We start from the raw sequence: 26,327 nt of genomic DNA, 5'->3' as shown, positions 1-26,327 counted from the left end.
GACATGAGCGTCGATTGGCCAATGACCATCATTGTTCGGCATCCTTCATGACGCTGCGGCGACGGGCCTGGCCCAGGGTGCTCTGACGCGCGCTGCCAGCTTCACGCAGTGCGGCTTGAGCCTGGTCGCGGCGGGTCCGTTGCAGTTGATTGAGTGGCACCAACAGCTGAGCGATGCTGGTGTCAGCGTTCAGCACGAGTTGCTCCAGCAGGCAGACAAACAGGCTGTCGAGCAGTTCGATGTAGGCACTGGCGTAACGCCCGGTGTCGTAGTCGTACACCACCAGCAGACCTTCGCCGTCATCCACGACGTTGATCAGCAAGTCGACATCCGAAGCTTGCGGCTCAAGTTCCCGTTCGCTGATCGCCAAGCCTGGCAAATGCAGGTCCTGCTGGCGGGTGTTCTGCACCACCAGTTTGACCTGGAAGAACGGCGTATAACGCGCATCCCGCTGTGGCAGCAGGTCGGCCACCAAGGCGTCGAACGGCAAATCCTGATGGGCAAAGGCATCCAGTGCCACGCGGCGGGCATCGCTCAGCAATTGATCGAAAGTCTGCTGCGGCGCGACGCGGCAACGCAGCACCAACTGGTTGACGAAGAAGCCGACCATGTCTTCGGTTTGTTGCTGATGACGGTTGGCGATGTCGGTGCCGACCAGCAGGTCTTCGCGTCCGGTCTGCTGATGCAGCAACACGTTCAGCGCGCTGTGCAACACCATGAACGGCGAAGCCTCGCGAGCCGTGGCCAACTCGCCGATGGCCTGAGCCAATGACGCGGGCAAGCGACGGCGATGACGCGCGCACTTGCCGTGATCGCAAGTTTGAGCGCCCGGCAACAACAGCGGCGCCGGGCTGGCTTGCAACTGCTGGCGCCAGTAGGCCAGCTGTTGCTGCCAGACCGGGCCCGGCAGGTGCGTGCGTTGCCACACGGCGAAGTCGGCGTATTGCAGGGCCGGGGTTTCGATTCGGGCAGCCGTGGTGCCGAAACCGGTGTAGTCGCTGGCCAGTTGGTCCACCAATTGCGCAATGGACCAGGCGTCCACCGCAATGTGATGCATGGCAATGGCCAACACTTGAGTCTGCGCGTCCAGTTTCAGCAACCGCGCGCGAATCAATGGCGCCTGCGTCAGGTCGAACGGTTGGCCGAAGACCTCGGCCAATTGCGCCTGGATGGCCGGCTCCTGTTCCTGCGCCGAGACCGCTTGCAGATCGGTGACCGGCAAGGCAAACACCTGCGCCGCTTCAATCCGCTGCCAGGGTTCACCGTGATCGCTATGCACGGTGGTGCGCAATACTTCATGGCGGGCGATCAATTGTTCGAACGCCAGGCGCAAGGCTTCGACATTCAGTGCCCCGGTCAAGGTCAAGGCGAACGGAATGTTGAAACCGCTGGAGCCAGGGTTCAGTTGCTCAAGGAACCACAGCCGCTGTTGGGCAAACGACAACGGCAGCGGTTGCGAACGGTCTGCCGCAGTGATTGCGGGCAGGGCCAAAGGCGCCCCCTGCAAGCGGGCGCTGTCGATGGCGCGTGCGAGGTTTTCCAATACCGGATGATCGAAGACTGCACGCAGTGGCAGGTCCACCGCGAGTTGGCTGCGAATCCGCGAGACCACCAGCGTCGCCAGCAACGAGTGTCCGCCGAGGGCGAAGAAGTTGTCGTCAGCACCAATCGTCGACACGTTGAGAATCTGCGCCCATATCGCGCCCAGTCGCTGTTCGGTGTCGCTGCGCAGCGGCCGTTGCTCGCTCAAGTCGTTGTTGTCCAGCGCGCGTGCGGTCAGCCGTTTGCGGTCGACCTTGCCGTTGGCGTTCTGCGGCAGTGCGTCCAGTTTTTGCCAATGCGCCGGCACCATGTACGAAGGCAGGCGTTGGCTCAGCCATTCGCGCAGTACCGCGACCGGTGTGTCATCACCGGTCCAGTAGGCGACCAGTTGCAAGTCGCCACGCTGGTCGGCGTTGACGATCACGGCCACGGCTTGCACGGCGGGATGACGCCCCAGATGATCTTCGATTTCCCCCAACTCGATGCGGTGACCGCGGATTTTCACTTGCTGATCACGGCGACCGAGGAACTCGATCACTCCGTCTGCACGCCAGCGACCCAGGTCACCGGTGCGGTAGAAACGCGCGCCGGGTTCGAATGGATGTGCGACGAACGCCGCCTGGGTTTTCTCCAGATCGTTCAGGTAACCACGACCGACGCCGATGCCACCAACGCAGATTTCCCCCGGTACACCCACTGGCACTGGCCGCAACGCGGCATCCACCAGGTACAGATAATTGTTGGCGGTCGGCCGGCCAATCGGCATGGCGTTGCCGCCTTCTTCAGGCACAGCGGTCAGCGGGTGGAACGCCACGTCGTCCGAGCATTCCGCCGGACCATAGGCGTTCATCAGCGGCACATGGGCAAAGCGGCTCAGCCAGGCCTGGGCCAGCGCCGGTGGCAGGGCTTCGCCGGTCGGCAGCAACCAGCGCAGCGCCGACAGTTGCGTGTCGGTGCTGGCGAGGTCGAGCAGGGCACGGATCATCGTCGGCACGGCTTCGAGCACTGACAATTGTTGGTGCTCCAGCGCTTCCAGCAGTCGCTCCGGATCGTGGGCGATTACGTCCGGCAGAATGTGCACGGTGGCGCCGAGAATCGGTGCAGCGAGGAACTGCCAGACCGAAATGTCGAACGCCGGGGAGGCGGTCTGGGCAATCCGGTCTTCGCTCGACAGACCCAGGGTCGGCACCTTGCCGAAGATGTTGTTGAGCATGCCCCGTTGCTCGACCATGGCTCCTTTTGGCGTGCCGGTGGAGCCTGAGGTGAAGATCACGTAGGCCAGATCATCAGGGCTGCCTGTGACGTTCAGTGGCGTTGCATCGCCCGCCAGCCATAGGGCTTCGGTGCGCAGGCGGCGCGGGGTCGCGGTACTCGCGGCCAGTGCCGGGTCGATGACCGAGTCGGCACTGTCACTGGTCAACAGAATCGTCGCCCCGGACAGTTCGAGAATTTCGCTCAGGCGCTGAGGCGGATGCTTGATGTCCAGCGGCAGGTAGGCCGCGCCAGCCTTGAGCACGGCGATCATCATGCTCAGCAATGGCAGGCCGCGTTCAGCGGCCAGCGCCACCAGCGTGTCGCGACCGGCACCGGTTTCGATCAGCGCACGAGCCAGGCGGTTCGAGCGCTGATCCAGCTCGGCGTAGCTCAAGCTGTTGGCACCACACACGGCAGCAATGCGCTGCGGATACTCCGCCACTTGCCGGGCGAACAGTTCGGCGTAGGTTTGATCCAGCGGGAAGTCCAGTTCACTACGGTTCCAGTCCACCAGCAGGGTCTGGCGTTCATCCGGCGTCAACAACGACAGCGAGGCCAGTGGCGCGTCAGGCTGGGCAACCATTTGCGTGAGCAACTGACGCAAATGGCAGAGCATGCGCTGTACGGTGTCGGTGTCGAAACGCGCGGCGTCGTAAGTCAGGCGAATGCCCAGACGATCACCAGGATAGAGCACCACGGTCATTGGGTAGTTGGTGTGCACGCGGTCTTCATAGATATCAACGTTGAAGTCGACTTGACGATCCGACAGACCTGCGTCGAACGGCGCATTTTCGAACACCACCAGGCTGTCGAACAGCGAGCGACCGTGCTCGATTTCACTCCAGCGCTGAATGTCCACCAGCGGTGCATGTTCGTAGGCGCGCAACTCGTAGTTGTGTGCAAACAACGCTTGTAGCCACGGCACCACGGTTTGCGAGTCGTCAACCTTGACCCGCAGCGGCAGGCTGTTAATGAACAACCCAACGATGTCTTCCACGCCCGGCAGATCGGTCGGACGTCCCGACACCGTAACGCCGAACAGCACGTCATCGCTGCCGCTATAGCGGGACAACAGCAAGGCCCAGGCACCCTGAATCCAGGTGTTGGGCGTCAGCTGGTGCTGTTGGCACAACGCGGTCAAGGCGCGGGTGTCGGCAATCGACAGGGTGACGTCCAGGTTGGCCACGGCTTCGACCGCTTGCTCGGTCACGGCCGGACGATCCACCACCAACGGCGTCGGTGCGTTGAAACCAGCCAGTTCGCGGGTCCAGAATTGTTCGGTGATGGACGTGTCCTGGCATTGCAGCCAATGGATGTAATTGCTGAACGACGGCAGCAACGGACGCGCCACAGGCTGGCCGAGTACGCGAGCCTGGTAATGGGCGAACAGGTCGGCCATCAACAGGCCGAAGCACCAGGCATCGGTCAGGATGTGGTGGAAGCTGCGCACGATCAGGAACTCCTGATCGGCCACCTGGAATACCCGAAGGAAGGTCAGCGGCGGGCGGCGCATGTCGAAACCCTGCCGACATTCGGCGTCCAGCACGGCGTCCAGTTGACGCTGGCGGCTCGCTTCGTCGAGGTGCCGCCAGTCGTACCAGGCGAAGGCCGGGTCGGTGTCGTGGTAGACACATTGCAGCGCTGCCTTGCCGTCCTGCCACCAGAAACCGGTGCGCAGCATCGGGTGCCGGGCCAGTTGCTGTGCCCAGGCGAATTCGATGGCGCTGCGGTCCAGTTCGCCGTCCCAGCGATAACGTTGCTGCATCAGGTAGATGCCGCTGTTGGGACGTAGCAGGGTGTGCAGCAACATGCCTTCCTGCATCGGCGACAGGGGCAGCAAGTCGTCGATGCCGGCCCAGTCGAAGTTAGTACCCAAGGCCGTGAGGTCGTGACCGGCGGCGCGGCACAACGGGAACGCGTGGACCCCCGGGATGGCTTGCTCGGCGTCGGCAGCCAGCAGGGCCAGACGCTGCTCCAGCGCCTCGGCCCAGTGGTCTGCGCCTTGGCCACGGCAATCGATTTGCAGTTGACCGTGTTGCAGGCTGACGGACAGGGTCAGCCCGGCGCCATCGATTGGCGCGCTGGCGGCGATGACCTCGCCCAACGGCCCTTCAAGGGCTTGCCATTCGCCGGCCATGACAATATGCACGGTTGGCTGCGGCAGGCTCAGCAGCGGTTCGCGCAAGTAGTCGTTGTCGGCCAGGTAACGCAGCACGCCGTAGTCGTCACCGGTGTGCGGGGCGGCAGCCAGTTGCGCGTCGACCTGTGCAAGCAATTGCGCGGCGTTGGCGCCGGGTGTCACGTTCAGACGCAGCGGAACGGCGTGGCTCAGCGCACCGATCACCGTCGCCGGGTTGAAGTCGGTACGGCTCAGGGCACTGCTGAGCGGCAAACGGGCCCGCTCGCAGCGACCGCGATCCAGGGTCAGCCAGACGTTTTGTTCGGCACTTTGCTGCGCCAGTTCCGCCGCGACAGCAGTGGCCATCAGCGATGCCCAAGGCGCGTGGCTGCGGCGTTGCAACAGGTTCAGACGAACGCTGAGTGACGGCGAAATCTGTACGCGGCTCTCAGTGGTCAGGTCATCCGGTTGTGGAACGGACGGTAGGGTTTCACCGGCGTATTGCAGCCAGTATTCCCAGGCCGATTCCAGCTCGTCTTCATCGCGGGCACAAAGGTTTTGATGCTCGGCCCATTCATCGAGATGGCCACCGTGACGCGGCAATTCAATCGTACGATCGTATTGCGCTTGAGCCACGGCCAGCGCCAGGTCGGTCATCAAAAACGCCCATGAAGCCGAGTCCAGGCGCAGTGCATGGGCGACCAACAACACCGCGTCACCCTGTTCCGACAGGCAGGCGTGCCAGCCTTCACCCGCTGCGTGATCGAGCGTCGACAGGGTGCTTTCGGCCAGTGCGCTCAGGTTGTCAGTGTCGAACGGCTGACGGCTGGCGCTGACCGGTTTCGGTGTGCTCGGCAGGTTTTGCGTCCAGCTGCCGTCCGCTTGTTGGGTCAGACCCAGTTGCAGTGCGCGGTGTTGCAGTTGCAGAGCCTGCACGGCGCGGTTCAGCACTTCGAGGCTGATCGGCGCATTCAGCGCCACGCAGCGCCAGTCCGCCGCCAACGGGCCGGCTTCGAGACGAGCGTGTTGACCTGCGGTCAGCGGTACATTGCGCGCAGCGCTGGTGGTGTCGCGGCTGTAGTTCGCGCCTTGGCTGATCACCGCCGAAATTTCAGCGATGGTGCGGTTTTCGAACAACTGCTTGGGCGTCAGCTTCATGCCGCGCTGGTGGGCGCGGGCAATTATTTGCAGGTTGAGAATCGAGTCACCGCCCAAGGCGAAGAAGTTGTCGTGAATCCCCACGCGCTCGACCCGCAACACGTCCTGCCAAATCTCGGCGAACGCGATTTCCACCGCGTCACGCGGGGCTTCGTAATTGTCCTGACTGGTAGGGGCATCGGGCAGTGGCAGGCGAGCGATGTCCGGTTTGCCGTTAGCGTTCAGCGGGATCGCATCCAGTGCGATGAAGTCTGCCGGCACCATGTAATCCGGTACGCGCAGGGCCAGGTCATAACGCAGTTTGTCCGCCGACATTGAGGTGCTGGCCACCAGCCAGGCAATCAGCCGCGGCGTCTCGTTGGCCGGTTGCACGACACGGACCAGCACTTGCTGAATGTTGCTCGACAGGCGTTTGATTTGCGCTTCGACTTCGCCCAGCTCAATGCGGTAGCCGCGCAATTTGACCTGGTTGTCGACGCGCCCGAGGAACGCCAGTTCACCGGATTCCAGCCAGCGCACACGGTCGCCGGTGCGGTAGGCGCGAGGCAGGTCGGCAACGGCGGTAAAGCGTGCGGCGGTTTGCACCGGATCACCCAGGTAGTCGATGGCCAGACCTCCGCCACCGACCCACAATTCACCCGGCACACCGACCGGCACGGTGTGACCGTGGCTGTCGAGTACCCGCAGGAGCCGGTTCGGTTGCGGATGGCCCAGCGGTTGTACGCCGGCCAATGGCTGGTCGATGCGCGACAGGCAAATGCCGACGGCGCTTTCGGTTGGGCCGTAGTGGTTGTAGACCGCGAGTTCCGGGCGCAGCGCACGGACAGTGTCCAGCAGCGAGCCGTGCAGCGCTTCGCCACCGAGCAACAAGGCGCGGCGCGGCAGCAGACGCACGTCAGGATGCGCGGCGAGCAGACCGTGCAGGTGGTTGGGCGTGAGCTTGACCAGGTCCGGGGTGAAGTCGGCAAAGCACTGGGCCAGGGCGTTCGGGTCAGCGCGGGTGTCGTCGTCTACCAGCAGCAGGCTGCCACCGCTGACCAGCGCGCCGAACAATTGGGTGTAACCGAGGTCCGCTGCCAGGGTCGAGAGCAGCGCATGGCGCCAGGGTTGGTCAGCCTCCGCACAACCCAGTTCGGCCAGAATGCCGCTGACATAAGCGACGATCGAGCGATGGGACAGGCGCACACCTTTCGGTGTACCGGTGGACCCTGAGGTGTAGATCACATAGGCGCAGGCCTGTTGATCCACCGCGGGCAGGTCGATCCCGGTGGCGCGGGCCGAGGCCTCGATCACCTGCGCAGAGGCGGTGTCGAAGGTCGGCGTGCCGATGATGAAATCCACATCGGCACTGGCCATCAGTGCACCCAGGCGCGAGGCCGGTTGGCTCAGGTCCAGCGGCAGGAAGCAAGCGCCGGCCTGCATGACCGCCAATAGCGCGATCACTGCGTCGTTGCAACGGGGCAGGGCCAGCGCGACGCGATCACCGTGTTGCACACCGCGTTGGCGCAAGGCGTTGGCCAGTCCAGTCGAGGCTTCAAGCAGCTCGCCATAGCTCAACGCGCCATGGGCGTCGCGCACGGCTTCACGCTCGGGATGGCGTCGGGCCTGGGCGGCGATCAGGTCGTGCAGCGGAGCATCAGGCAGTTCGAGGGTCGCACCGTTGCCCCAGGTGCGGGTCAGGCTCAGTTCCTGCGTCGGGCACAGCGGCACCTCGGCCAGCGGCCGGTTGGCGTCGCGGCTCAGTTCGTCGAGCAGCGTTACCAACTGCTGCATCAGGCGAGTGCCGGCCGCATCGGACAAGCGTTTGCGCTGATGCACCAAATGCAGGTGCAAACTGTCGCTTTCCATCGAAGCGATCAGCGACATCGGGTAGTTGTTGCGCCCGCCGGTGTGGCGCAACGGCGCGGTGTGTTCAGCGTCCGGCAGCCCGACGAGGCCCTCGTCGATCTGATCCAGCTCTCGGGGGAACGGGAAGTTTTCGAACACCATGATCGCTTCGAACAACTCGCCACCGGGCGGCAGCGCGGTCAAGGCCCGCAGACTGGCAAGCGGCGTGTGTTCATGGTCGCGCATCTCGGCGTTCCAGTCCTGGATACCCGCCAGCCATTGGCCAACGGTCGGCGCCTCGTCCCAGCGCACCCGCAACGGCAAGGTGTTGATGAACAAACCGACCATGCGCTCGACGCCGCTCAGGCGCTGTGGACGCCCGGCCACGGTGACGCCGATCAAGGCTTCGTCGCTGCCGTTATGGCGGCCCAACAGATAAGCGTATGCCGCTTGCAGCAGGGTGTTGACGGTCAGGTTGTTGTCACGGGCGAAGCTACTCAGGCGCGCAGTCGTTGCGGCATCCAGCACGCGCTGGTGTTCGGTGCAGGGCAGGTGCGCGTCCACGGGGTCGGCGAGCAGGCCACGCGGGTCCGACTCGGGCACGCGGGTGGTGTTGGCGAAATCCGCCAGGCGACTGCGCCAGAACTCATCGGCGGATGGGCGTTCGCTGAGGTAGGCCACGTAATCCTGGAACGGTCGCACCGCTTCCAGCGCCGCGTTTTGCCCGCGACGGGCCGCGCGATACAGATCGCGCCAGTCCGCCAGCAGCGAACCGACGCTCCAGCCGTCGAGCAACAGGTGATGGTGCGTCCACACCAGCGACCACTGCGCTTGTCCGTTCACATCGTCCAGACGCGCCAGGGTCAAGCGCATCAGCGGCGCGGCCCCGAGTTCGAATGCTTGTGCGTGATCTTCCGCCGCCAGGGCCGCCAGCCCTTGCGGGTTGCCGCGCAAGTCGACTTCGCGCAACGGCAGATCGACTTCCTTGAGGATGACCTGATAAGCGTCGTCCAGCTCTTCCCAGAGAAACGCCGTGCGCAACACCGCGTGGCGCTGCATCAGCGCAATCCAGGCCTGGCGGAACGCGTCGAGGTCGAGCTCACCGGCCAGGCCGATGCTCATTTGCTGGTAGTAGACCCGCGACTCGGGCGCATAGGCCTCGTGGTACAGCAGGCCTTTTTGCAGCGGCGTCAGCGAATAGATGTTTTCGATTTGGTCATGCATGGCAGCAGTGTTCAATCCAGAAAATCGTAGAGGCACGTGCGCCGTGAGCGGCGCACTCCGAAGTCAAATTCAGGTCGAGGTCGGGGCTCACTTCTTCGGCCCCAGGCGTTTGAGCAGGGTGTCGAGGGTCGCCTGGTTCATGCCTTTGGCCAGCGGGAAGTCCGACGGCATCAGCGTCCCGGCCTGCGGGTCGAGGCAATGCCCGACCAGTGCTTGCAGGTGTTCCAACAGGCGAGCGGGCAAGCGGCTGTCGGCGACCGGGGTGACGCTGTGCCATTCGACACGCAGCACACCGTCTTCCAGCCAGGCCACCACTTCACGGCCGTGGGTCACCCGGTTGGCCAACGCCACTTCCGGCGGTGGGGTCAAGGTGCTGGCGCGCAACCAGCCCTGTGGCGTTTGCTCATGCCCCAGGTAGTTGAACAACACATCGCCACGGCCCGACGGCAACTCGCCGCGCTGGCGCAGCAGTCCGTGGCCGAGGCCCTGACCCGGCACGGCGCGCAAGGCTTCCTTGGCGTTGCGCACCTGATCGCCGGGGGGACCGCTTGCGTTCACTCGCAGCGGGAACAGGGTGGTGAACCAACCGACGGTGCGGCTGACATCCAGGCCTTCAAACGGCGCATCGCGACCATGACGCTCCAGATCGACCACGATGTCGGCACGGCTTTCGGCCTCCGCCAGGGTGGCGGCGAGGGCGGCGATCAGCAGTTCTTCCGGCTGTGTGCGGTAAGCCGCATGCGATTCGGTCAGCCATTGATGGGTGCGGGCCGCATCCCAACGGGCCGACAGCGTCTGACGCTCGGCGACCGTGGCCACCGGCGCGACGTTCATGGTCGTTTGGGCGCTCCAGTAGCGCTGTTCGGTGCTGACCTTGCCGCCATGAGCGTGCATATGCTCGGCCCATTGACGGTAGGACGTGGTTTTCGCCGGCAGACGCGGGTTCTCGCCACGTTCCAGCCCTTGATACAGCTGCTGGAAATCTTCCAGTAGCGGCGTCCAGGACACCGCGTCGACGACCAGGTGATGCGCGACCAGATACAAACGTTGCGGCTCGCCTTCGAGCAACGCAGCGGCGAACAGCGGACCGTGTTGCAGATCCAGGCTTTGCGCGACTTGCTGCAGTTGCTCAGGGTGTTCGCAGCAGCTCAATTGAGCGGGCGATACCTGTGCGATCTGCGCCTGCCATTGCCCGTCAACCTCAGTGAAACGCAAGCGCAAGGCGTCGTGGTGGGCGACCAGACGGTCAAGGGTCGCCTGCACGAGGTCTGGCTGTAGACGCCGGTCGCTGTCGGCCAGCACCGATTGGTTCCAGTGCGCGGCCTGCGGCTGTTGCTGGTCGAAGAACCACTGATGCAACGGCATCAGCGGCATCGCACCGGTCACATCGCCTTGTTCGGCCAGCGTCAGCAACGGACTGGCCACTTGAGCCAATGCCGCCGGGGTCGGCGAGCGGAACAGGTCTTTTGGCGTGAGCGAATAACCCTGTTCACGCAGTCGCGAGATCAGTTTCAGACCGAGAATCGAATCACCGCCCAAGGCAAAGAAACTGTCCGAAGTCCCGACTTCACGGCCACCGGTCAAGGCTTCGCCAAGCAGTTCACCGAACAACTGGCAGAGCAGGGCTTCCAGTTCGTTGCGCGGTGCGACGTGATCTGCCTGAGTCTGCGGCAGTGGCCGGTTGGCCAGGGCCTTGCGGTCGATCTTGCCGTTGGTGGTCAGGGGCAGGGCCGGCACTTCGGCCCACACCGCCGGCACCATGTACGCCGGCAGCTGGTTTTTGAGTTGGGCGGTGAGCAGCGCGCCCAGCTCCGATTGCGCGGCGCTGCTGCTGTAGAACGCCACCAAGCGGTTGTCGATCACCAGGGTGCAGGCACCGGTGATACCAGGTTGGTTCAACAGCGCCGAATCGATTTCCCCCAGTTCGATCCGCTGACCGCGCAGCTTCACCTGATGGTCGAGACGGCCGAGGTATTCGATATTGCCATCGGCGAGGAAGCGGCAGCGGTCGCCGGTGCGGTACAGGCGATCACCGTCGATGAACGGGCTGGCGAGGAAACGTTCCTCGGTCAGGTCCGCACGTTTCAGGTAACCGCGCGCCACGCCGACCCCGCCGATGTACAGCTCGCCGATACTGCCTATTGGCAGAGGTTGTTGCGCCTCGTCGAGGATGTACAAACGCAGGTTGGCGATCGGTTTGCCAATCGGCACGATCACGTTGTCCACCGAACAGCGCCATACCGAGACGTCGATGGCCGCTTCGGTCGGGCCATAGAGGTTGACCAGTGCCGCCCGGTGTTGAGTCATGAAACGCCGCACCAGATCCACCGGCAGCGCTTCGCCGCTGGCGAACACCTGACGCAGGCTGTGGCAGTTGACCAGGCTCGGTTCTTCGACAAAGGCTCGCAGCATCGACGGCACGAAGTGCAGGGTGGTGACCTGCTCTTGCTGGATCAATTGGCTGAGGTACGCCGGATCGCGGTGACCGTCCGGGCGAGCGACCACCAGCGTTGCGCCAGTGATCAGCGGCCAGAAGAACTCCCACACCGACACGTCGAAGCTGTAGGGGGTTTTCTGCAAGACGCGGTCGTTCGGGCCAATCGGGAAGGCGTCCTGCATCCAGTGCAGACGGTTCATCAAGGCGCCGTGTTCGTTCATCACGCCTTTCGGTTGACCGGTGGAACCGGAGGTGTAGAGCACGTAGGCCAGATCGCTCGGGCTGACGCTGATCGGTTCACCGCTTTCTGCTTTTGGCAACGCATCCAGCGTCCAGGCGTTGTGCCCGACCGGCAAACGCGCCAGCCACTGCGCTTGGGTCAAGGTGACCTGAGCATCAGCGTCCGCGATCAGGAACGCCAACCGCGTAGCCGGCAATTCCGGGTCCAGCGGCAACCACGCCGCGCCAGCATGCACGATGCCGAGCAAGGCCACGACCATTTCCACGGAGCGCTCCATGCACACCGGCACGATGGCGCCGCTGCCAATACCGGCCGCACGCAAGGCTTTGGCGACGGTTTGTGCGCGTTGATCCAGTTCGGCATAACTCAGGCGCTGGCCTTCGAACACCAGCGCCGGGGCGTTGGGGCTGAGGGCCGCTTGCTGGGTCAGGGCCGTGTGCAAATTGGTCGGGCCGCTGTAATGACGTTCGGTCGCGTTCCAGCGATCCAGTTGCTGCTGATCCTGTTGTTGCGGGAACAACTCGACCAGCGTCCGGGCCGGCGTCGCCACCAGTGCGTCCAGCAGCGCACACCATTGCGCGCTCCAGCGCTGCATCGTCAATTCGTCAAACAGCGCCGCCTGGTATTCCAGCGCGAGGATCATGTCGCTGCCATCGTCCTGGACTTCCCAGCTCTGTTCGAACTTGGCGTCGATCACCGGCAGCGTCTGCTCTTCGATGTTCAGGCCCGGCCATTGGCTGCTGTCCATGCGGCCGTGGTTGAGGGAGAACATCACCTGGAACAGCGGTGTGCGGTTCAGGTCGCGACGCTGGGCCACGGCGCCGACCAATGTGGCGAACGGCAGGTCGGCATGGGCCTGGGCTGCGCGCAAATCGGCTTCAAGGCTGGCCAGCAACTGCTCGGCCGGGGCCTGTTGATCGACTTCACTGCGAATCACCAACGTATTCACCAGACACGCAAGCAGTGCCTGGGTTTGCGGCTGATCGCGCTGATCGGCCGGGGTGCCGAGGCGAATTTCACGCTGACCGCTATAGCGCGCGAGCAAGGCACTCAAGGCAGTGGCCAGAACGACATAGGTGGTGGTGCCGCGTTGGCGGGCGAACTGACGGATCGCTTCCGCCCGCTGAGCGCCGAGGCTGACTGTCAGCAGTTGGGCGCGACGATCCGCTTCGGCACCGCGTGGATGGTCCAGGGGCAGATCGAGTTGGTAGTCGTCCTGGCCGAGGTGATTTTTCCAGTAATTGAGGCTGTCATTGCGCCGAGCCTGGGTGTCTGCGTGCTGCTGCCACAGGGCGAAATCAACATAGTCGACGTCCAGGGTGGTCCAGGCAGGCGACTGCCCGTTAAGGCCAGCGCTGTAGGCCTGGGCCAATTCGTCGATCAGCAACTGCACCGCCCAACCGTCGGTGGCGCTGTGATGCAGACACACCAGCAACAGGTTTTCGACGCTGCCTTGACGTTGCAACAGGTGTGCACGCCAAGGTGCGGCGGTGGCTAGGTCGAACGGTGCCATCAGCTCGTTCTGAGCATCGGCGCACGCCGCCGCCCAGTCTTGTGTGGTGACCGAAGTGACCGCGAGCGCCGGGCCCTGATTGTCGATCAGCAACTGTGGCTCGCCTTCAACTTCGATGATGCGGCTGCGCAGCACCAGATGGCGCTCGCTGACTTGCTCGAATGCCTCGCGCAAGGCCTGAACCTGAAGCTCGCCATGCAAGGTCAGGGCGAACGGCATGTGATATTCGCGCGAATCCGGCACCAGACGGCTGAGCATCCAGAACCGCTGCTGCGCCAGGCCCAGCGGCAACTGTGCCGGACGCGGTTGGGCGGTGATCAGTTCGCCCGGCATCGCCGCGCGCAGATGACCGGCCAGCGCCGCCACCGTCGGCTGGGCGAACACCAGCGCCAGCGGCAGGCTGGCACCGAGGCGTTCACGAACCCGGGCGACCAGTCGCGTGGCCAGTAAGGAATGGCCGCCGAGGTGGAAGAAATGATCGTCGATCCCCACCGACGGGCATTCCAGCACTTCGCTGAACAACTCGCACAGCACGGTTTCAGTGGTGTTGCGCGGCGCTCTGCGTGGCTGGTCGCTTTTGGTTTCCGGCAATGGCAGGGCGGCCAGCGCCTTGCGATCGAGTTTGCCGTTACTGTTGAGCGGCAAGCTGTCGAGTTGCACCAACAGGCTTGGCAGCATGTGCGGCGGCAAGTTGTCGCTCAATGCCGCACGCAGCGAGGCTTCTTCGGCGTCACCGCACCAGTAGCTCACCAGACGCTGATCAAGCAGTAACGTGGCAGCGTCGCGAACGCCGGCCTGCGCCAGCAGTTCAGCGTCGATTTCCCCCAGTTCGATCCGTTGGCCACGCAGCTTCACCTGATGGTCGAGACGGCCGAGGTATTCGACGTTGCCATCGGCGAGGAAGCGGCAGCGGTCGCCGGTGCGGTACAGGCGATCACCGTCGAGGAACGGGCTGGCGAGGAAACGTTCCTCGGTCAGGTCCGCACGTTTCAGGTAACCGCGCGCTACGCCGACGCCGCCGATGTACAACTCGCCAATGCTGCCGATGGGCAGTGGCTGCATGGCTTCGTCGAGGATGTACAGGCGCAGGTTGGCGATCGGCTTGCCGATTGGCACGATCAGATCGTCCACCGAGCAACGCCATACCGAGACGTCAATCGCCGCTTCGGTCGGACCGTAGAGGTTGACCAGTGCCGCCGGGTGTTGGCTCATGAAGCGCCGTACCAGGTCCACCGGCAGGGCTTCACCGCTGGCAAACACCTGGCGCAGACTGCGGCAGTTGACCAGGCTTGGCTCTTCGACAAACGCACGCAGCATCGACGGCACAAAGTGCAGGGTGGTGACCTGCTCTTGCTGGATCAATTGGCTGAGGTACGCCGGGTCACGATGGCCGTCCGGGCGAGCGACCACCAGCGTGGCGCCCGTGATCAACGGCCAGAAGAATTCCCATATCGACACGTCGAAGCTGTACGGGGTTTTCTGCAAGACGCGGTCATCCGGGCCAATCGGGAAGGCGTCCTGCATCCAGTGCAGACGGTTCATCAAGGCGCCGTGTTCGTTCATCACGCCTTTCGGTTGGCCGGTTGAACCGGAGGTGTAGAGCACGTAGGCCAGATCGCTCGGGCTGACGCTGATCGGTTCACCGGCAGGCGCTGGTGGCAAGGCGTCGAGGGTCCAGGCCTTGCGCCCGGCCGGCAAGCGCGACAGCCACTGCGCTTGGGTCAAGGTGACCTGAGCATCAGCGTCCGCGATCAGGAACGCCAACCGTGCAGCGGGCAATTCCGGGTCCAGCGGCAACCACGCTGCGCCGGCATGCACGATGCCGAGCAAGGCCACCACCATTTCCACGGAGCGCTCCATGCACACCGGAACGATGGCGCCGCTGCCAATACCGGCAGCGCGCAAGGCGCGGGCGACGGTTTGCGCGCGTTGATCCAGTTCGGCATAACTCAGGCGCTGGCCTTCGAACACCAGCGCCGGGGCGTTGGGGCTCAGCGCCGCTTGCTGGGTCAGGGCCGTGTGCAGATTGGTCGGGCCGCTGTAATGACGTTCGGTCGCGTTCCACTCGACCAATTGGCGTTGACGCTCCGGCACCGTCAACGGTGACCAGTCGCCAAGGCGGGCCTGGGGAGCATCGAGCATGGTTTCGAGCAATTGTTGCCATTGCACCAACCAACGTCGGGCCGTGGTTTCGCTGAACAGCGCGGCACGGTATTCGAGCAACACCGACAGCACCTCGCCGTCATGCACTTCCCAGTTCAGATCGAACTTGGTCGCCTGAGCGGTTACCGCTCGTTCACGAACCTGCAATTGCGGCCAGTGACTGGCCGAAGTGTCGGCGTTCTGCATCACGAACAACACCTGGAACAACGGTGTCTGAGCGAGGCTGCGTTCCGGCGCCAAGTGCTCAACGACCTGATCGAACGGCACGTCCTGATGCTGCTGGGCGTCCAGCACGTTATCGCGCACCTGGCTCAACAAGCCTTCGAAATTCAGCGCTGGGTCGAGGTCGGCGCGCATCACCAAAGTGTTAACGAAGCAACCGATCAGCGGTTGCAGTTCGGCCAGCGGACGCTGGGCGACCGGGCTGCCGATCCGCACGTCGCGTTGGTTGGCGTAACGTCCCAACAACAACTGCGCCGCACTGAGCATCAACATGTACAGGGTGGCGCCGCGTTGCTGGGCGAACTGGCGCAAGCGTCCCACCAGTTCTGACGGCAGTTGCAGTTGTACCGCGCCGGCAACCGGGTCGAGCTGGTTTGGCCGGCCTTGTTTGGTGGGCAGGTCCAACAGGTAGTTGCCGTCTTCCAGTTGCGTGCGCCAGTACTCGAGTTGACTGCGGAACAACGCCTGCTGCCCTGATTCACGCTGCCACAGCGCGTAATCCGGGTATTGCAGCGCCAGGTTCGGCAGTGTGGCGACGGCGCCTTGGCATTGCGCGGCGTAGAACTGCGCCAATTCATCCAGCAGATTCTGGCTGGAGGCATCGTCGGTGGCGCAGTGATGCACGGTCAGTAACAGCAACGCCTGGGTGCGGCCGCTGCGTTGAATCAGCGTGGCGCGGATCGGCACTTGAGTGGCAAGGTCGAAACGCTGCCCGGTTTCGGCGTGGATGGCCTCATCGGTCAGCTGTTGCCAGGTGTCGTCAGTCGCCGCATCCAGCGCTGCCACGCGCAAGGTGAGGTTGACCTGCGGTTCGATGATCAGCGCCAACTCGCCATCGGTCTCACGCACGATCCGGCTGCGCAGGATTTCGTGGCGTTGAACCACGCTGTTCAAGGCGGATTGCAAGGCCTGGGTGTTCAGCTCGCCGTCGAACTGCACGGCGCTGACCACGTTATATTCGCCACCGCCAGCACTCAATTGTTCGAGGAACCACAAGCGTTGTTGTTCGAACGACAACGGCAAACGGGCGGGACGTGCCACCGGAACGAAGGTCGCCGCTGGCGCTTGCAGCGGCTCACCCAACAGGGCGGCCAGTGCATCGAGGGTTGGGTGTTCAAACACCGCACGCAGCGGCGGAACCGTGGTGAACTGTTGGCGCAATCGGGCAAACAGCACCGCTGCCAGCAGCGAATGACCGCCGAGGTAGAAGAAGTGACTGTCGCGGCCGATCTGGGTCAGCGGCACGTTCAGCAGCTCGGACCACAGGGCGGCGAGTTGCTGTTCGGCGACAGTACGCGGTGGGTCCTGGGCGTCGGGTTCAGCCTGAATGTCCGGGGCAGGCAGGGCCTTGCGGTTGAGTTTGCCGTTGTCGGTCAGCGGCAACTCATCGAGCAGCACAAACGCTGACGGCACCATATAGTCGGGCAGGGCGGCGCCGATGGTTTTGCGCCAGGCGTTGATGTCGGCCTGCTGATCGCAGGTGACGTAAGCCACCAGCCGCTTGTCGCCGGGCACGTCTTCACGGGCCAATACCACCGCCTGACGGACGCCCGGTTGGGCGCCGATCAGCGCTTCGATTTCACCCAGTTCGACACGGAAACCACGGATTTTCACCTGATGGTCCATGCGCCCCAGGTATTCGAGTTGGCCGTCAGGGAGCCAGCGCACCAGGTCACCGGACTTGTACATCCGCGCACCCGCCAGCGGCGAGAACGGGTCGTCGATGAACACCTTCGCGGTCTGTTCGGTGCGATTGAGGTAGCCCAGGGTCACGCCGGCACCGCCGATGTGCAGTTCCCCCGGTACGCCGACCGGCATCGGATTGAGGAAGGCATCGAGTACGTACGTGCGCACGTTGGCGATTGGCCGCCCGATGATCGGACGCTGCGGGAAATCGTCGACGGCGCAACCGGTCGCATCAACCGTGCATTCGGTCGGACCGTAGGTGTTGAAGAAGCGGCTGCCGGCAATCGACGGCAGACGCTGCCAAAGCTGCGCATCCACCGCATCGCCACCAAACAGAACGAAGCGCGGCAAATACACTTCGCCACGACGCACGCCGTCACTTTCGAGCAGGGCCTTGAGCTGCGCCGGAGTGCATTCGAAGGCTTCCAGGCGGGTTTCGCGGAAAAACTGCGCCAGGGCCTCGGGGTCATAGCGCACGTCTTCCGGAGTCAGGTACAGGCTATGACCGTCGAGCAGCAAGATGAGCTCGGCCACCGAACTGTCGAAGGCAAACGAGTAGTTGAAACTGGTGCGCATCGGCTGATCGGTATAGCGGCGATACAAGCCATGGATGCGCGCCCACGCCAGGTTGACCACCGAGCCGTTGGTGACCAGCGTGCCCTTGGGCTTACCGGTCGAGCCGGAGGTGTACATGATGTAGGCCAGGTCATCGGGACCGGCCAGTGGCGTGAGGTTGCTGTCCGGTTGATCGGCGAACAGGGCTGCGTCGCTGTCCAGCCGCAGACGCGGCAGTTCGGCGCCCAACTGTTCCATCAAGCCTTGCTGGCCGAGGAACAACGCCGGTTGCGCGTCTTCGAGCATGTACGCCAGACGATCGACCGGATAGGTCGGGTCCAGCGGCACGTAGGCACCACCCGCTTTGAGAATGCCCAGCAAACCGATCAACAACTCCAGCGACCGCTCGACACACAGCGCCACCGGACGATTGGCGACCACACCGCGACTGCGCAGGTAATGCGCCACCTGGTTGGCCCGGCGGTTCAGTTCGGCGTAGCTCAGGCTGCGACCTTCGAAACACAGCGCATCGCGCTCAGGCGTGCGCTCGGCCTGCTGTTCAAACAGCTGGGCGAAGGTCAGATGCTGTGGCACCTCCATCTCGGTGCGGTTCCACTCGACCACGGTGCGCTGCCATTCCGTGGCCATCAGCAGTGGCAGGGCAGCCACCGGGCGTTGCGGCTCGGCGAGCATTTGCTCGAGCAAGTGCTCCAGGCGGGCGAGGGTCTGGCGGGCGCTGTCGGCGGCGAACAGGTCCAGGGCGAACATCAACTCCAGTTGAATCGGCGCATTGGCCGGGCACAGCACGTGCAAATCCAGATCGCATTCGGAGTGCTTGAGCGGGGTGTCCAGGGCCTCGAAGTCCAGTCCCGGGAAACGCAGCCGCGACTCCATGGCCAATTGCTGCGCGACCATCACTTGATACAGCGGAGCATGGCTGAGGCTGCGTGGCAGTTGCAGGCTGTCGACCAATTGCTCGAATGGCAGGTCTTGATGCTGCAAGCCTTCGCGCAAGCGCTTGGCCACCTGACCCACCAGCGCGGTGAAATCTGCTTGTGGTTCAAAGTCGGCACGGATCGCCAGGTTGTTCAGCAAAATGCCGAGCAGGCCTTCGGTGCCCGGTTGTTCGCGGTGCGTGACCGGGGTGCCGATCAGCACCGTGGTGTCGCCACTCAAACGGTGCATCAGCACCGCGAAGCCGGCGAACAACACGGTGAACGGCGTGGTGCCCAGGCGACTGGCGAAGGCTTGCACCCGGCCACTGAGTTCGGCACTGAGTTCACGCTGTACGATCCCGGCGCGGTAAGTTTGCATCGACGGCCGTGGATGGTCGGTCGGCAGTGCCAGCAATGGGCTGCCTTCGCTGTTGCGTCGATCCAGCGTGGTGGTCCAGTAATCGAGCTGGCGCTTGAACTCGGCACCTTGCAGGTGTTCCCGTTGCCACAGGGCGAAGTCGGCGTATTGCACCGGCAAGGCCGGCAGTTCGGCGGGCGCGCCGTTGCAACGGGCTTCGTAACCCAGGGTCAGCTCGCGCAGTGCGATGGTCGCCGACCACGCGTCCGAGACCAGGTGATGCAGGGCGATGCCCAGCACATGTTCCCCCGGCGCCACGCGTAGCAGACGCGCCCGCAGCAGTGGCGGTGAAGTCAGGTCGAACGGTTGCTCAAAGGTTTCTTGCAGGGCATTGAACTGCGCACCTTCACGAGCCGTCGCGCCCAGGCCCGACAAATCATCGAACGGCAATGCAATGTTCAGCGAATCACTGATGTGCTGGTTGGGCACGCCATCGGTGCTGCGGATGCCGGTACGCAGGATTTCATGACGCACCAGCAAGTCATTCAGGCTGGCATGCAGCGCTGCGACGTTGAGTTCACCTTTGAGGTGCAGGGCGAACGGGATGTTGAACAGCGTCGTGCCCGGCGTCAGTTGCTCGATGAACCACAGGCGCTGTTGCGAGAACGACAGCGGCAGCAGCGCCGGACGGACCAGGGCCTTTGGCACGCTGATTGCGACGGCTTGTGGTGCGGCGGCGTCAGCCTGGCGCGCGGCGATGGCGACGGCCAGTAGCGCTACCGTCGGTTGTTCGAACAGCACCCGCAACGGCAGGTCGAGTTTGAAATGGCTGCGCAGGCGCGCGACGATCTGAGTGGCCAGCAGCGAGTGGCCGCCGAGGGTGAAGAAGTTATCCTCCACTCCGACGGTGTCACGACCTAGAACCTCAGCCCAGACTTTCGCCACGGCGGCTTCCAGCTCATTTCGCGGTGCGATGCTTTCCTGGGTGTCGGCCTGCCAGCTCAGTTCCTGGGCGGCCAGGGCCTTGCGATCGACCTTGCCGTTGTTGTTCAGCGGCAAGCGCTCCAGGCACACGAACGCCGCCGGCACCATGTACGGCGGCAGTTGTGCGCGCAGGTGTTCGGTTAACCCGTCGTTGCCCAACGTATCGTCATGGGCCGACCAGTAGGCCACCAGCCAGGCTTCGCCAACGCTGTTTTCGCGCAGCAGCACGGCGGCTTCGCGCACGTTCGGGTGCTGGGCCAGACGGTGTTCGATTTCGGTCAGTTCGATCCGGTGTCCACGCAATTTCACCTGCTGGTCGCGGCGGCCGAGGTATTCGATCACGCCATCGGCACGCCAGCGCCCGAGGTCGCCGGTGCGGTACAGGCGACCTTCCAGTTGAGGATGGTCGATGAACGCATCAGCGGTGCGCTGCGGATCGTGCAGGTAGCCGCGGCCGACACCGACGCCCCCTACACAGATTTCCCCAGCCACACCAATTGGCACCGGCCGCAACGCTTCATCCAACACGTACAAGCGGTTGTTGGCGGTCGGCTGGCCGATGGGCATATGGCTGACGTTAGCGTCCGGTGCTTCGAAGATCGGCTGGAAGGCCACGTCGTCGGCGCATTCGGCCGGGCCATAGGCGTTCATCAGTGCGATGTCGGGGAAACGTGCAAACCAGTCCCGGGCCACGGTCGGCGGCAGCGCTTCACCAGTGGGCAGTACCCAGCGCAGGTCGGGCAGTTGCAGATCGCACGGGCACAGCGCAAGCAGTGTGCGCATCAGGCTCGGGACGATTTCCAGCACACTGAGGCGTTCGCTGGCGATCACTTGCAGCAGGCGTTGTGGGTCATGCGCCACGTCGTCCGGCAGGATGTGTACCGTGGCGCCCAGTACTGGCGCGGCGAGGAACTGCCACACGGAAATGTCGAACGCCACCGAAGCGGTCTGTGGAATCCGGTCTTCGGCGCTCAACCCCAGCGCCGGCACTTTGCCGAAGATGTTATTGAGCATGCCCCGTTGTTCGATCATCACGCCTTTGGGCGTACCGGTCGAACCCGAGGTGAACAGTACGTAGGCCAGGCTGTCCGGGCCGCCCGCCAATGGCAGCGGTGCGTCGTTGTCACCGGTCCAGCAGGCTTCGGCGAACAGGGCCTTTGGCGCCTGATCGAGGCCGCTGAGCAACTGATCGAGCAGCGCGCTGCACACTTCACTGGCCACCAGCAACGGCGCGCGGGACAGGCTGAGGATTTCCCGCAGGCGTTCTGGCGGATGATTGACTTCAAGCGGCAGCATCGCGGCGCCAGCCTTGAACACGGCAATCATCATGGTCAACAGCGCCAGGCCACGCGGGGCCACCAGCGCGACCAGTTGATCTTCACCGGCCCCGAATTCGCGCAAGGCGTGGGCCAGGCGCGTGGATCGCTGATCCAGTTCGGCGTAGGTCAGGGATTCACCGTCGCAGATCGCGGCAATCTGCCCGCCGCGTTGGGCGACCTGCGCGGCAAACAGTTCGGCGTAACTTTGATCCAGCGGGAAGTCGTGGGGGTTGACCGCCCACTCACCCAGCAGTTGCTGGCGCTCATCGGCAGCCAGCAGTTCGAAACTGCCCAGCAACGCCTCCGGTGCGTCAAGCATGCTGCGCACCAGGCTGGCGATATGACCGAGCAAGCGCTGCACGGTCGGGGCCTCGAAACGCTCGCGGTCGTAAGACACCCGAATGCCTAGCTGCTCGCCGGGCAGGATCACCACGGTCAAGCCGTAGTGGGTGTGCACACTGTGGTCCATGCCTTCGAGGCTGAACTGGAAACCACCTTCCAGAATCTGCTCGTCGATCGGGGCGTTTTCGAACACCAGAATGCTGTCGAACAGGGTTTCGCCCCGGGGGAAATCGCTCCAGCCTTGAATGTCAGTCAGGGGCGTGTGCTCAAAGTCGCGCATGTCGACGTTCAGCCCTTGCAGCTCGCTCAGCCAACTGCCCAACGATGCTTCCGGGTCCACTGACACCCGCAGCGGCAAAGTGTTGATGAACAGGCCGATCATTTCTGCGACGCCGGTCAGCTCTGCCGGACGACCGGCGACGGTGACGCCGAACAGCACGTCCCGTTGACCGCTGTAACGTGATAGCAACAGCGACCAGACGCCTTGGAAGAAGGTGTTCGGCGTGATCCGGCGGCTACGGCAGAACGCCGCCAGAGCCTGGGTTTCTGGCTCAGTCAGGTGAATCAGATGATCGTCCACCAGCACCGCGTCGGTGTAGCGGTCGCGGGCCACGCCGTTGTCCACGGTCAGTGGCGTTGGTGCATTCAGCCCTTGCAGCTGGCCGCGCCAGAACTGTTCGGCCTTGCCTGCGTCCTGGCGTTGCAGCCACTGGATGTAATCGCGGAACGGGCGCGGGCTCTTGAGCTCCGGCGTGCGGTCATTGCACAGCGCTTCGTAGACTTTGAGGAAGTCCACGGTCACCAGGGAAATGCACCAGGCGTCCATCAGGATATGGTGGAAACTGCGAATGAATTCGTAGGACTCATCGGCCAATCGCACCAGGCGAAAGCGAATCAGCGGCGGCTTCGACAGGTTGAAACCGACTTTCTGCTCCTCTTCCAACAACGTGCGGATCCGCGCTTCCTGTTCATGCGGGGCGAGCCCACGCAGATCGAGGGTGTCCAGGGGAACCTTGACGTCGCGATGGATCACTTGCACCGGTTGCTTCTGGGTTTTCCACTGAAAACTGGCGCGCAGGGAAGGGTGCAGCGCCACCACCTGGCGCCACGATTCAAGGAACGCCACTTCATCAATGGCACCGCCGATTCGGTAGCGATCCTGCATCAGGTACACGCCGGAATCTTCGTGCAGCAGGGAGTGGAACAGCATCCCTTGCTGCAACGGCGACAGCGGGTAGATGTCTTCAATCGGATTGGCGGTGGTTTTTTCGGTGGTCATTGAAAGCGTCCTGCAAAAAAAGGGGCAACGGCGATGGCGCGGCGGCGAGGGAAACCGGTCACAGGTCGGCCTCGTTCAGTTCGGCCATCAGCGCTTGCATTTCGTCATCGGACATACCCGAGGCGCTGAACTCGGTGCTGTCGGGTTGCGGCTCCACGGCAATGGCGGCCAGCGGCTGTGCAACTTCAGCCATGGCAGCGATGGTCTGGCGCTCAAATACATGCTTGGCGGAAAGCGCGATGCCTTGCTCGTGGGCCTGGGCCACTACTTGCAGGCTCAGGATCGAGTCGCCGCCGATGGCAAAGAAATTCTCGGTGACGCTCACGGTCGACAGCTTCAAGACCTTGGCGACGATCGTTTGCAGGGTGGTTTCCATCGCATTGCGCGGTTCCACATGGGCGCCTTCGTCGAACTGGTCCGGGTCGGGTAACTGGCGAGTGTCGAGCTTGCCGTTGGGCGTGCGCGGGAAGGTCGCCAGGGTCAGCACCCGGGCCGGCACCATGTACGACGGCAGGCGTTCACCGAGGAAGCGCTTGATCGCGTCCGAGTCCGGCGCGTAGCCATGCGCCGCCAGAATGTAGGCCAGCAGACGCTTACCGGCGGCGTGCTCTTGCACGATCACCGCGGCTTCGCGCACATCGCTATGGCTGCACAGTTGACGCTCGATTTCCCCGAGTTCGATGCGGTAGCCGCGCAACTTGACCTGATGGTCCTTGCGGCCCAGGAACGCCAGGCGCCCATCAGCCAGCCAGCAGGCCAGGTCGCCGGTGCGGTAGGCGCGGGTGCCATCGGCCAGGGTGACGAAGGCCTTGGCGGTTTCTTCGGGCTTATTGCGATAACCCCGCGCCAGGGTTGGGCCGGCGAGGACGATTTCGCCTGGTTCGCCGATGCCGCTGGTGATGCCGTGTTCGTTCAGCACCCGCAGATCCATCCCGGCAATCGGCCGGCCAATGGTCAAAGCGCGACTCGGGTCCAGCACTTCATAAGTGGCCCACACCGTGGCTTCGGTGGGGCCGTATTCATTCACCAGTCGCGCGTGCGGCAAGGTTTTGCTGTGCTGGGCGATCAACGATGGCGGGCAGGCTTCACCGGCGACAATCCAGCACTCAAGGCTGTCGACAGCCCCGGCGCGCTGCAATTGATCGAGTAACGCCTGATACAACGAGGGCAGCGATAGACCGTGGCTGACCCGATGCTGGGCAATGAGCTGCGCCAGACGGGCCATCTCCAATTCTTCACCCGTCGCCGGCAATACCAGACGCCCGCCCTGGGCCAGGGTCCAGAAGATCCCGGCGACCGAGCTGTCGAAGGCAAACGATGACAGCAGCAGGTAGGCGCGCACCGGCGCCTCATAAGCGGCCATGCGTACCTGCGTGGAGAAACTCAGTGCACCGTGGCTGATTTCCACGGCTTTCGGTGCGCCGGTGGAACCGGAGGTGTAAATCAGGTACGCCAGGTCATCCGCGTCGGGCATGGGCAGTGGCGGCAGGTCGTTGGTGTTGGAGGTCGTCAGGTCATCCAGCACGAAGCGTTGCAGGCTGGCGGGCACGCTGTCGGCCAGCTCGGCGCTGACCACGATGTGTGCAATGGCGCTGTCGGCGAGCATGTAGGCGCGGCGATCCGCCGGGTAGGTCGGATCAACCGGCACGTAAGCGCCACCGGCCTTCAATACCGCAAGCATGGCGATGATGGCGGCGTTGCTGCGGGCGAACAGAATGCCGACGGGCACGCCCGGACCGATCCCGGCCGCCGCCAGTTGATGGGCCAGATAAGTCGCGCAGGCATCGAGCTGGGCGTAGCTCAGGTCGCCGTCCTTGTCGCTAAGGGCGATAGCGTTTGGCTGTTGCTGAACCTGACGGTCGATCAGCTCGACCAGGGTCACCGGTTCGATCGATGGCAGACTTGGTTGGGCACCGACAACCTGTGCCTGAAGTGGCCCGCTCAGCGGCAGTTGCGCCCAGGCTTGCTGCGGCTCGGCCAGCGCGCCCAGCAGCAGTTGCCGCCATTGTTCGGCGAGACAGGCCGCCGCTTCACTGCTTAACGTGTGGCGGTCGTAAACCATTTGAACGCGCAGGCTGTCGGGCAATTGACGGACGTCCAGGCAAGCCTTTACCGGGCTCATTACTGCGCTGGCATGACGCTCTTGGGTATCACCCGAGCGCCAGGCGAAGGCGTAACCGCCCGTCAGGCTTTGGGTGTAATAGTCCTGCCAGCCAGCCGTGCGTTCGATCATCGCGCCGACGTGCTGACTTTGCTCCATCAGGGTCGTCTGAGCATCCAGATCGATGCGCACCGGCAGGCACTGCTCGAACAAACCCAAAGCGTTTTCCAGTTCCGGGCCACGGCTTTCGTGGATCAATGTGATCGGGACCTGCTGCTGGCCGGCGAGTCGTCCGAGTACTGCGGCCCAGGCAGTCAGCATCAGGTTTGAGGTCAGGGCCGGATGGCGGGTGAGATCGCTGGGCACTGCGATCTCCATGTGTGCCGGCGCAAATCCGCTGCCGATGGTGGATTCAAGCGACAGCTGCAAGGTCGGCTGTTCGGTTTCGCTCAATGGTTTCCAGAAGTTCACGCCCGGATGGTCCGGCTCGTCTTCCGTCAGGCTCCAGCGCCACTCGGCGTAATCGGCGTATTGCAGCGCTTCGGACAGGTCGGGTTGGGTGTCTTGCAGCAATACGCCCGCCAGCAGTTTCAGGCTGGCGAGGTCGAAGTGGCTGCTGGCGGCGGCCAGGTCCAGCACCGATTGTTCGTTCGACAGTTGCACCAGCGTCACGGCGAGCGGATTCGTCCAGTCGCGGGCCTGCGCGGCAAGGCGGGTCAACTCGATTTCCTGTTCGGCGCAGCTGCGCTGACGCAAGTCCTGAACGGTCACCGCCAGTGCGCAGTTGTCGTGAATCACTTGCACCGGGTGGCGCAGGCCCGGCACCGGCATCAGGCGCGTGCGCAGGATTTCACTGTCGGCCATCAGCGCCAGCAGACGGCTGTTCAGCGCGTCGGCGTCCACCGGCCGGGATAACGACCACTGCAAATGGCAACTGAACGAGTGTTCGACCGCGTCGTTGATGTGCGGGTACACCGATGCCTGTTGCGGCGAAATACGAAAACCTTGAAGTCCGCTCATGTTCAACTCGACTAAAAATGGGGCTTGAAACTGGGGCACGACAGCGGC

Annotated in this window: 3 protein-coding genes; all 3 read right to left on the bottom strand. The window is 63.7% G+C overall.

Going from position 1 to position 26,327, the window contains the following annotated elements; all coding sequences use genetic code 11:
- Window positions 1–28: 28 nt before the first annotated feature.
- The 3 genes from QFW87_RS15755 to QFW87_RS15745 all read right to left on the bottom strand — a co-directional run bounded on the left by QFW87_RS15755 (window position 29) and on the right by QFW87_RS15745 (window position 26,279).
- Window positions 29–9,124: a non-ribosomal peptide synthetase gene (locus tag QFW87_RS15755; RefSeq protein ID WP_283188197.1), complete on the bottom strand. Its 9,096-nt coding sequence runs from the start codon at window positions 9,122–9,124 to the stop codon at window positions 29–31.
- An 87-nt stretch (window positions 9,125–9,211) separates the two neighbouring features.
- Window positions 9,212–23,158 carry a non-ribosomal peptide synthase/polyketide synthase gene (locus QFW87_RS15750; protein ID WP_283188196.1) on the bottom strand — a complete coding sequence of 4,649 codons (13,947 nt, stop codon included), beginning with the start codon at window positions 23,156–23,158 and terminating at the stop codon, window positions 9,212–9,214.
- Window positions 23,159–23,216: 58 nt separating this feature from the next.
- A complete protein-coding gene (locus tag QFW87_RS15745; protein WP_283188195.1) occupies window positions 23,217–26,279 on the bottom strand; it encodes an amino acid adenylation domain-containing protein in 3,063 nt (1,020 codons plus the stop codon).
- Between the last annotated feature and the right edge of the window lie 48 nt (window positions 26,280–26,327).

It is taken from the genome of Pseudomonas sp. PMCC200344 (genome assembly GCF_030053095.1).
GTDB classification, from domain to species: domain Bacteria; phylum Pseudomonadota; class Gammaproteobacteria; order Pseudomonadales; family Pseudomonadaceae; genus Aquipseudomonas; species Aquipseudomonas svalbardensis.
The sequence above is the reverse complement of the archived record's forward strand: the minus strand, read 5'-3'. Positions and strand labels throughout refer to the sequence as shown.

Bases quoted from the DNA above. Each gene is read 5' to 3' on its own strand.
- QFW87_RS15755 (WP_283188197.1), bottom strand. From the start codon at position 9,124: ATGCATGACCAAATCGAAAACATCTATTCGCTGACGCCGCTGCAAAAA.
- QFW87_RS15750 (WP_283188196.1), bottom strand. From the start codon at position 23,158: ATGACCACCGAAAAAACCACCGCCAATCCGATTGAAGACATCTACCCG.
- QFW87_RS15745 (WP_283188195.1), bottom strand. From the start codon at position 26,279: ATGAGCGGACTTCAAGGTTTTCGTATTTCGCCGCAACAGGCATCGGTG.